The organism is Cupriavidus sp. 05T41 (genome assembly GCF_056396525.1).
Genome location: NZ_JBFTLQ010000046.1, coordinates 50,262 through 60,273, shown reverse-complemented (window position 1 = coordinate 60,273; position 10,012 = coordinate 50,262). Strand labels below are relative to the sequence as shown.

At 67.0% G+C, this 10,012-nt stretch carries 8 protein-coding genes and 1 pseudogene; 6 read left to right on the top strand and 3 right to left on the bottom strand.

Features of this window, described 5'->3' with window-relative positions:
• Positions 1-1,127, bottom strand: a 1,127-nt coding sequence (locus AC1DKV_RS24895) for an MFS transporter (protein WP_477138210.1), incomplete at its 3' end; no start/stop codon positions are given.
• Positions 1,128-1,520: 393 nt separating this feature from the next.
• Here AC1DKV_RS24895 and gnd point away from each other — a divergent pair.
• From gnd to AC1DKV_RS24865, 6 genes are all read left to right on the top strand, one after another.
• Entirely contained in the window at positions 1,521-2,630 is a 1,110-nt protein-coding gene (gene gnd / locus AC1DKV_RS24890; RefSeq protein ID WP_441650019.1) for a phosphogluconate dehydrogenase (NAD(+)-dependent, decarboxylating), read from the top strand.
• A 56-nt stretch (positions 2,631-2,686) separates the two neighbouring features.
• Entirely contained in the window at positions 2,687-4,249 is a 1,563-nt protein-coding gene (gene zwf, locus AC1DKV_RS24885; RefSeq protein ID WP_441643336.1) for a glucose-6-phosphate dehydrogenase, read from the top strand.
• 215 nt (positions 4,250-4,464) lie between these two features.
• Positions 4,465-5,421 (top strand): chemotaxis protein, encoded by a 957-nt coding sequence (locus AC1DKV_RS24880; protein ID WP_441616714.1) that lies wholly within the window; start codon positions 4,465-4,467, stop codon positions 5,419-5,421.
• A gap of 503 nt (positions 5,422-5,924) precedes the next feature.
• Positions 5,925-6,710, top strand: a complete 786-nt coding sequence (locus tag AC1DKV_RS24875) for a GntR family transcriptional regulator (protein ID WP_477138209.1) — start codon at positions 5,925-5,927, stop codon at positions 6,708-6,710.
• A gap of 153 nt (positions 6,711-6,863) precedes the next feature.
• Positions 6,864-7,613 carry a glutathione S-transferase family protein gene (locus AC1DKV_RS24870; protein ID WP_441616718.1) on the top strand — a complete coding sequence of 250 codons (750 nt, stop codon included), beginning with the start codon at positions 6,864-6,866 and terminating at the stop codon, positions 7,611-7,613.
• A 391-nt stretch (positions 7,614-8,004) separates the two neighbouring features.
• On the top strand, positions 8,005-8,709 hold the full coding sequence (locus tag AC1DKV_RS24865) for a glycoside hydrolase family 25 protein (RefSeq protein WP_441616720.1): 705 nt from the start codon (positions 8,005-8,007) through the stop codon (positions 8,707-8,709).
• A 99-nt stretch (positions 8,710-8,808) separates the two neighbouring features.
• On the opposite strand, the gene AC1DKV_RS24860 is transcribed toward AC1DKV_RS24865, so the two are convergent.
• Entirely contained in the window at positions 8,809-9,717 is a 909-nt protein-coding gene (locus AC1DKV_RS24860; RefSeq protein WP_441616722.1) for a c-type cytochrome, read from the bottom strand.
• Positions 9,718-9,925: 208 nt separating this feature from the next.
• A pseudogene (locus AC1DKV_RS24855) lies at positions 9,926-10,009 on the bottom strand (helix-turn-helix domain-containing protein); the annotation flags it as partial.
• Positions 10,010-10,012 lie beyond the last annotated feature (3 nt).

The window sequence follows — 10,012 nt, the reverse complement described above, 5'->3', positions numbered from 1 at the left end:
GAGCTATAACCCGCATGGCTGGCAATCACCCCGGCCACCGGCCCTGTCACCCCCAGCGACAAATCCAGAAACAGCGCATAAGCACCCAGCGCCGAACCGCGGTTGCTGGCCGGCACCAGCTTGACCGCTTCCATGCCCAGCGAAGGAAACACCAGCGCAAAGCCGAATCCGGTAACGGCCGCGCCGGCCAGCGCCATGGCCGGGGAGTCCGCCATCCAGATCAGCGCCAGCCCGAGCGCTTCCACCGCGAACGAGCACAGCGCCACCCGGTAGCCGCCAAAGCGGCCGATGCTGTCGGCCAGCAACAGCCGCGCGACGATGAAGCTCACGCCAAGGCTGGTCAGCGCAAGCGCGGCATGGTCCCAGCCATGGCTGGCGTAGTACAGCGTGACGAAGGCCGTGATGGTGCCGAAGCCCACCGAGCCCAGCGCCAGGCACAGGCCGAACGGCGTCATGTGGCGGAACACGGTGCGGAAGGGCATGCGCGCGCCCTTGACGGTGGGCACCGCCGTCTTGCGGCGCGCCAGCGCGAACGCGGCCGCCGCCAGCGCGGTGGTGGCCAGGCCCAGCGTGGCGAAGCCCCAGTGTTTGTCGAGCAGCACGCCCAGCGGCGCGCCCAGCCCCAGCGCCCCGTAGGTGGTCATGCCGTTCCACGAGATCACCTTGCCGGTGAAGCGCGGACCCACGTCGCCGATGCCCCAGGCGATGGTGCCGGTGGTGACCAGGCTCTCGCCCGCGCCCAGCACCAGCCGCCCGGCGAACAGCCACGCCAGGCTAAGCCATGGCGTGCCTGCGAATGTGCTGGACAGCATGACCAGCAGGCCGCTGCCGGCGCACAGCGCGAGCCCGAGCGTGACGGATTTCTTCGGGCCTTGCAGGTCGCACAGGTTGCCGGCCCAGGCCCGGCTGAGCAGCGTGGCCAGGTACTGGATGCTGACCGCGAGGCCGGCGACCACCGTGCCGTAGCCCAGGTCGCCGTGCACGAAGCCGGGCACCACCGCCAGCGGCAGCCCGACGGTCAGATAGGCGATGAAGTTGAAGAAGACGATGGCGACGATGCGCCGGCTGATGCTGCCTTGACGGTGTTCCCCGGACGGGGCGGCGAGCGTCGGACTGTTTGCGGACATGCGATGCGGGGCGGAATGGCGATATGACGGAACAACGGGGTCGGCACAGGCGGGTCCATCGCGCGGCGGCGGCCGGGCAACGGGCTGTGGCGGGGAAGGCGGCTTGGGCTTGCCGGCGGCTACTCGCGTCGCGCGGTGGACGCGGCAAGGCGGGGGCGGCGCGGCTTCAGGACTGGCAAGGACATGGCAGGGCGGGCGGTTGGCCGGCGCTTGTCCCCAGATGCGGGCCGGTGAAAAGAATCCGCCCGGTCATGTGCGATCGCGCCGGGCTGGTATCGCGATTTTAAGCGTCTGTTTAGTTCGTGTAAATCGGCAACGGGATTTACCGTTGCATCCATGCTCGAACCCGAGCCGGTCCGGTGAAAAAGTTATCCATGAGCATCTTTTTCTTGCCTGGCGCGCATTGCGGCGGCCCGTGCACGTAGGTCGCGGGAGGCGGACAATGGCCGCTGGCTGTGCAAGGTGTCTTCTCCGTGGATGGCTGACCCAATGAAAGGACCGATCATGCAACTCGGAATCGTGGGGCTTGGGCGCATGGGCGCGAACATCGCAAGGCGGCTGCTGCGCGGGCAGCACGAGGTCGTGGTGTACAACCGCAGCGCGGACAAGGTGCAGGAACTGGTGAGCGAGGGCGCCCGCGGCGTTTCCAGCATCGAAGACCTGGTCGGCAAGCTCGAGGCGCCGCGCGCCGTCTGGGTCATGCTGCCGGCCGGCGAGCCCACCGAGCAGATGATCGCGTCGCTGGCCGGCTTGCTGGCGCCCGGCGATGTGATCATCGACGGCGGCAATACCTTCTACAAGGACGACATCCGGCGTGCCGGCGAACTCGCCGGGCGCCAGCTTCACTACATGGATGTGGGCACCTCCGGCGGCGTGTGGGGGCTGGAGCGGGGCTACTGCCTGATGATCGGCGGCCCGGCCGAGGTGGTGGAGCGGCTCGATCCGCTGTTCGATGCCCTGGCCCCCGGCTACGGCACCATTCCCCGCACGCCGGGGCGCGATCCGGCCAGGAGCCGTGCCGAGCGCGGTTATATCCATGCCGGCCCGGCCGGCGCCGGGCATTTCGTCAAGATGGTCCACAACGGCATCGAGTACGGCCTGATGCAGGCCTATGCCGAGGGCTTCGACATCCTCAAGACCCGGTCCTCCGGGAGCCTGCCCGAAGCCGAGCGCTTCCAGATCGACCTAGCCGACGTGGCCGAGGTCTGGCGGCGCGGCAGCGTGGTGTCCTCCTGGCTGCTCGACCTGACCGCGCAGGCGCTTGCCGGCGACGTGGCGCTGTCGCGCTTTCCCGGCGAGGTGGCCGACAGCGGCGAGGGCCGCTGGACCATCGACGCCGCGGTCGAGCAAGCCGTGCCGGTGCCCGTGCTGTCCAGCGCGCTGTTCGCGCGCTTCCGCTCGCGACAGGACCATACCTACGGCGAGAAGCTGCTCTCGGCCATGCGCTTCGGCTTCGGCGGCCACGTGGAATACGTCAGCGGCGGCGACGCGGAGAAGACGTGATGGCGGCCGCCGCGAAGGAGGCCGCCGGGAAGCCCCGCGCCGGCGCCCGGCGTGGCATGCAGAAGGTCCCCAAGCCGCCGCCGGCCACGCTGTTCCTGTTCGGCGCGCGCGGCGACCTGGTGCAACGCCTGCTGGTGCCTGCGCTCTACAACCTGCGCCGCGACGGCTTGCTGTGCGATGGCCTGGACCTGGTCGGCGTGGACCACAATCCCATGACCGATGCCGCCTTCCGCGCGCGGCTGGCGCAGGGCATCCGTGCCCGCGCCCGTCCCGGCGGCGAAGGGGGGCCACAAGACAAGGACAAGGGCGGCGCAGCGGCCAAGGTCTTTGACGCCGGGATGTGGAACCCGCAGGCCCGCCGCATCAGCTACCTGCAAGGCGATTTCCTCGACGACCGCACCTACGCCGCCATCGCCGCGCGCATCAAGGCCGCCGCCACGGGCAACGCGGTGTTCTACCTGGCCACCTCGCCACGCTTCTTCGGCGAAGTGGTGGACCGGCTCGCGGCCGCCGGCCTGCTCAAGGAGTCGGCCAGCGCCTTCCGGCGCGTGGTGATCGAAAAGCCGTTCGGCACCGATCTCAGGTCGGCGCAGGCGCTCAACGCGCGCGTGCTGCGCGCCATGCGCGAGGAGCAGGTCTACCGCATCGACCATTTCCTCGGCAAGGAGACCGTGCAGAACATCCTGGTCAGCCGCTTCGCCAACGGGCTGTTCGAAGCCTTCTGGAACAACCATTACGTGGACCACGTGCAGATCACCGCCGCGGAAACCGTGGGTGTGGAGCAGCGCGGGAATTTCTACGAGCACACCGGCGCGCTGCGCGACATGGTGCCCAACCACCTGTTCCAGCTGATGGGGCTGGTCGCCATGGAGCCGCCCGCGGCCTTCGGCGCCGATGCCGTGCGCGCCGAGAAGGCCAAGCTGATCGGCGCCATCCGCCCGCAGACGCGCCAGGAAGCGCTGGCCAGTTCCGTGCGAGGCCAGTACCGCGGCGGCACGGTGGCGGGGCACAAGGTGCCCGCTTACCGCAGCGAGCCCGATGTGTCGCGCGACAGCCGCACCGAGACCTATGTCGCGCTCAAGCTGATGGTGGACAACTGGCGCTGGGACGGCGTGCCGTTCTACCTGCGCACCGGCAAGCGCATGGCCGTGCGCGACACCGAGATCGCCATCTGCTTCAAACAGGCGCCATCCTCGCTGTTCCGCGATACCCGCGTGGACCGCCTCAAGCCCAACTTCCTCACCATCCAGATCCAGCCCGACGAGGGCATGTGGTTCGACTTCCAGGCCAAGCGCCCGGGCCCCGCGGTGGAGATCGACAACGTGCAGATGGGCTTTGCCTATTCCACCTTCTTCAATATGCGGCCGTCGACCGGCTACGAGACGCTGATCTACGATTGCCTGATCGGCGACCAGACCCTGTTCCAGCGCGCCGACAACATCGAAAACGGCTGGCGCGCCGTGCAGCCCTTCCTCGATGCCTGGCAAGACGCCGGGAAGGGCGCCACCGAGGTGCAAGGGTACCGGGCCGGCAGCGACGGCCCGCGCTGCGCGGATGCGCTGCTCGCGCGCGACGGCCGCAGCTGGCACAGGGCTGGCCCGATGGCTGCGCCAGCCTGATCCGGCACATCCCGCGTCGGGGTGCCAGTCCGTGCGCCTCGCGCCCCTAAATTTCTGGCCGCCGCCGCCGTTAGCCAAGACAGTGGCCCGTCATTGCAGCGTCGTCGCTCCGCACCGGCGCCAAAAGCGCCGCCGGAGCCGCGCTGCGGCGGGTCCAGGGACACGATCAACACCGCGCGGCACTTGCCCGCGCCTTGGCCGGACAAAGGAAGCGTATGAGCAGCGCGATGAGAGACATCGACGAACGGACCAACCTGACCAATAACAACCAGTTCGAGTTGTTGTTGTTCCGCCTGGGCGAATCCGACCAGTCCGCGCACAGCGAACTGTTCGGCATCAACGTCTTCAAGGTCCGCGAGATCCTGGTCATGCCCAAGGTCACCACCGTGGTCGGCGGCGGTCCCGCCATGCTCGGCATGGCCGACATCCGCGGCCAGGTCATTCCGGTCATCGACCTGCCCAAGCTGGTTGGCTGCAGCCCCAAGAGCGGCCTCAACATCCTGCTGGTGACCGAATACGCCCGCTCCACCCAGGGCTTCGCTGTCGAAGCCGTGGAAGAGATCGTGCGGCTCGAATGGAACCAGGTCGTCTCCGCCGAAACCAGCGTCAAGGGCGACCTGGTCACCAGCATCGCCAAGCTCGAAGCCGACAGCGACAACCCGCGCCTGGTGCAGGTGCTCGACGTCGAACAGATCCTGCGCGACGTGCTGCCGACCCGCCAGCCCGAAGTCGACCCCAAGACTGTCGGCCCGCAACTCAACCTGCGCCCCGGCACCAAGATCCTCGCCGCCGATGACTCCGCTTTTGCCCGCAGCCTGATCGAACAAGGCCTCAAGGCCATGGGCGTGCCCGTGCTGATGACCAAGACCGGCGAAGAAGCCTGGCAACAGCTCGGCGAGATCGCCGAGCACGCCAGCGCCAACGGCCGCACCGTGCAGGACGAAATCGCCCTGGTGCTGACCGACCTGGAAATGCCCGAGATGGACGGCTTCACGCTGACCCGCAAGATCAAGGGCGACGCCCGCTTCAAGTCGATCCCGGTGGTGATTCACTCCTCGCTGTCGGGTACCGCGAGCGAGGACCATGTGCGCAAGGTCGGGGCGGATGCGTATGTGTCTAAGTTCCTGGCCAAGGACCTCGCGGAAACCATCCGGAGCGTGTTGTCGCGTTGAGGTGAGGCGGCTGTATCCGCACTGCCGGGCTGGCCAGCAAGCGCGCCACTCCGGCTGGTGCGGCGCCGCCGCCTGATAGGCTCGGCCTTGCATCCGGCAAGGGCCGCTGCCAGATGCAGGGTGTGCAATATACCCGGCGGATTCATCGTCCGCCTTGACCGCCGGGACGCATGTGCGGGGCATGCCGCCCGATAGCAATAACGCCGGCCGAAGACCAGGCGCAGGCCGATCGACCTTATCGCGCGGCAATGGAAACTGGAGGGGCGAGATCCCTCGTGGCCGCAAGCGCACACCCGGCGGCGCGCATATCGAAGCGCAGGAGAAGGAGCGCGCGCATTTCGGTTTTGCGATGCCAGAGAAAGTGCACTACCACATCCGTTTCCTACTGCGCGCTTGCGGACCCATGCGACCATCGGCTACGTTAACTCCCTGGGCCGATGTGCCCGCTTCCGTGGGGGCCGATGATGAACAGGGTCATAGGACGCCTGGCCGTGCTCGTTGCCTTGGGCCTGTCTGCCTTCGAAGTGGCGCAGGCTTCCGACATCGACTGTAAGTCAGCGCCGGGCGGCGGATCGGTCCGCTGCGAAGATCAAAACGGCAAAGGGACGCGGTGTGCGCTGGCGAGCGGCGAGCGCCGGCGCAGCCAGCAGCTGCTCTGCGACAACGCGCAGCTCGCGACGCGCTATGAGCGCATGTACGCCGAGCAGCAGAAGCTGCTGCGGACCGGCGTCATCAACGATGCCGACGTCAACGCATGGCGCATCAAACGGGATGCCTGCGACTCCACGTCTTGTCTTGAAAGCCTTTACCACCAATGGTGGCGGTGGCGGGATAGCCCCCGCAGCAAGCCGGCGCAACCGTTGGCCCCGCCAAGCATAAGCGCTGCCGCGCCCGTGCCCGTGCCGCCAAAGCGGGAGCCGACACCGCCGGCGGTGGATCGGGAGACGCCCGCCCGGCCGCCTGTCATGCAGGAGAGCCTGCAGCCGGCCAAGCCGGCCGAGCCGGCCGTGCCCGTGCTGCCGGCAGCCGCTTCCTCCGAGACCTCGGCGGCGGCGGCAACGGAGAATGCCGCGCCGAAGCCTGCTTTGTCCGCCGTGGTTTCGCCGGCCTTGCTGACCGGCTTTGCCGCCTTCAGCATGGGCGCGGGTTTCCTGTGGAAACGCAGGCGGGATCGACGTGCCTCGCCAGAGCGCGAACAGCGTCCGGCCATCTCCGCGGCCATGGCGATCTTCTATGGCTTGCTGATCGTGAATGTCCTGCTGCTGCCGTTCACGCTGGGGCTGAGCTAGACGTCCCGGCGCCGACGTGGCGGCGTGGCGTCGTGAGCAGGCGGCGACAGATGCGCGAGCGCGAAGGCAAGGGTGCGTTCATGTCAGGACCGGCGATGCACTTGTCTTCGCAACGCCGGTTCGCGCGGCGCGCTGTCGTTCTTGGAGGCCGGAATGCGCAAGCTGTTTTTCACCACGGGATCGCCCTTCGCTCGTGCCGTGCGCATCGTGCTGGTGGAAAAGGGCCTGGATTTTGAACGGGTGGAGACCTTCACGACGCCCAGCGTGGAGGAGCGTGCGAAGATCACGCCAACCCTCCAGGTTCCCACCTTTGTCGACGGCGGACTCACGTTGTGGGACTCGGCCGTGATCATTGACTACCTCATGTCTCGCTATCCGGGTGCGGCCGCGCCGGCAGGCATGCCTCCCCTGGCGACCGACTACGTGCGCCCGGCGCAGGAATGGCACGACAAGCTCGTTCTCGCCACGCTGCAAACCTTCGGCGTGTCGACGACGACGGTGTCGCAATTGCAGTGGTCCGGCATCCGGCACGAAGAAAATGGCCACGCCGCCCGGTGCGCCATTCGCAACCAGCATCTTCTCGACTGGTTCGAGGCGCAGATAGCCGGCGCTGCCGACGGCTTTGTCCCTGGCGTGACCTCTGCGCAGGATATCCTCCTCACCTGTATTTGCCAGTTCATCGAGACCCGCCCGTTGCGGCTGTCCTGGCGCGCGCCAGATCGCCCAAAGCTCGCCTCGCTGGTTGCGCGAATGGAGAAGCGGCCATCCTTTGAGCAGGAAGCCGCGCTCTGGTGGGAGCCTGGTGTCACATACGCCACCGCCGCCGAGGTGGAGTGGGCGAGACACAAGACCATTCATGGCGGACCTGGCTTCAGCGAGTGGGCGTCACGGCGCGCCGACTGACAGATCGGTGCGCCAGGCGCTGGTGCCGTCAAGGATCATTCAAGCCGCGACTCAGGCAGCGACTCAGGCCGCGACTCAGGCCGCTACGCAAGCCCTGACGGCCGGAACCCGCAGCCCGACAGGCGACAACCGCCGCAGCCTGCCTTCCGGCTGGCTCCAGTGAAATTTGTGAACAGCTGTCGTAAATAATTCGAAAGCCATTTCCAACTTCTGGATGAGATCCCTTCACGTGCCGCATGCCTATGCTGATGCTGTCATGTCCGAAGAGAGCCGCCGCACAGGCTGATCTGGCAGCACACGCGCCGCCACCAACATCGCATTGCCCATGCCTGCCGTGCACTGAAGTCGGGTTCGTCGACGCTCCCGGGAACCTTCCAATCTGGAGACTTCCATGCCGGAAACCTTCGCGGGTACGATCGACGTCATCGTCGACATCAACCACGACAATCCCTTTGACGCGCTCACGGCATTCAATGCCGGCGTCAGGGCCGTCATTCACAAGGCTAGCGAGGGTGAAACCTTCCAGGATCCAAAGTACAGGAAGCGCCGCGACCAGGCCTTGGCGGCAGGGCTGCTGTGGGGCGCTTATCACTTCTCCAGCTCCCGCCCCGCAATCAAGCAGGCGGACAATTTCCTCGGTGCCGTGCAGTGGGGCGATCCGGCGGTAGACAACAGCAGGACGCTTTTCTGCCTCGACTTCGAGCCCAGTTCGAGCGGTCCTGACATGACGCTGGAGCAAGCCCATGCCTTCGTGACCAGGGTCAAGGAGAAGACGGGCCGCTGGCCGATGATCTATGGCGGCAATATGCTGCGGGATGCCGTGCAGGCGCATGGCGCCGACGCTATCCTCAAGAACTGCCCCCTCTGGTATGCGCGCTACAAGGACTTGCCGGTCGGGATTCCAATCGATACGTGGCCACGGTTCATCCTCTGGCAATATACCGACGGCAATGCGGGGCCACCTCCTCACGCGTTTCCCGGCATGGATGCCATCGATCGGGACTGCTATGCCGGCACGGCAGACGAATTGAAAGAAGAATGGCCTTTCCCGGACTATTTCAAGACCGCACCCGCGGCAACGGACCAGAACGCGTAGCCACCCACGCAGCGCAGCTTGTGGTCTTCTCCCTGAAGTGACAAGCCGCGTTCCGTGGATGCGGACGGGCGGGTCCCGGGTGACCGGTTCCGTGACGGCTCAGCCCTTGCGCTCTCCCTTCAGGCTTGTCAGATAGAGATACAGCGCGCGCACGTCGGTGTCGTTCAGCTGGCGCAGCGACGCGAAGGGCATGACCTGCAGGGCTGCGCCATCGGGCCGCTGGCCGCTCCTCAGCATGCGTTCGAAGGTGCCGGCGTCGGGATAGCGGGGCATGACCGAGCCGTCGCCGGGCGCGAGCCTGGGGGCGGCCGGCCACTCCGGCGGGGCACCGGGAATCTTGCCGCCAGCCAGCGTCGCGCGGTGGCAGCCTATGCACATATTGGCCACGTATGCGCCATGTTCGACCGTGACGCCATCGGGCACGGGCTGTCCGGGCGGGAGCGTGTGGTCGATCTTTGCCGCGGCGTCCTGCATCAGCCCGAAGCCATAGAGCACACGCACCGGCAGCGGCAGCTCAAGCACCGCGGCACCGCCCGGGGCAGGCGGCATGTGACGGACATAGGCGATCACTGCGGCGAGATCTTCGTCGGTCAGGCGATTGAAGTCCTCGCTCGGCATGACCATGAGCGGGCGGAGTTGCGGATTCACGCCGTGGCGGATGGCGAGAACCCAGTCGGCGGCTATGTAGTGCGACACCACGTTGCCGGGGCCGGGGCTGATATTCGGGCCGGCTATGCGCAGGCCCCTGCCGTCGTTTACGAACATGCGCCCGTTGCCTTGCGCGCCGTGGCAGTCGGCGCAGCCGCGCGAAGCGTAGAGGTAGCGGCCGCGCTCGATGGCTGCCGCGTCATCGCGGTAAGCCAGCGGCTGGACCACAATATCATCGATGCTGCGCTGCATCTTGCGGGCGGCGAGCCAGTCGCCGGCGAACACGATGACACCGGCGAGCATCGCCAATGCGACCACAGCAATACCGCCGCGTCGAAGCCAGGTACGGGTGCGGCTCACGGTGTCTTGGCTCCTGGGAGGGGTTGCTCATTCGTCACATGGCCCGGGCGCGTAGCCGGCTCCTGCGCGGTGCCGGCGCGGACGCACCTGGCTGCAATGGGTCACATGCAGCCCGAGCCTGTACTTTATCGACGGCTTCGGCGCTTCGCTCAGTGTGCTGGCGCACATAGCTTGCAGGGCTGGTGCCTTCTTGTTCGGGTAGTACAGCGACACCGAGCCGGCGTGCCGCAGCGGAGAAACTGCCGGTTTCGGCGCTATGGATGAATGACTCGAGGAGGTTGAGCGCTTCCATGCC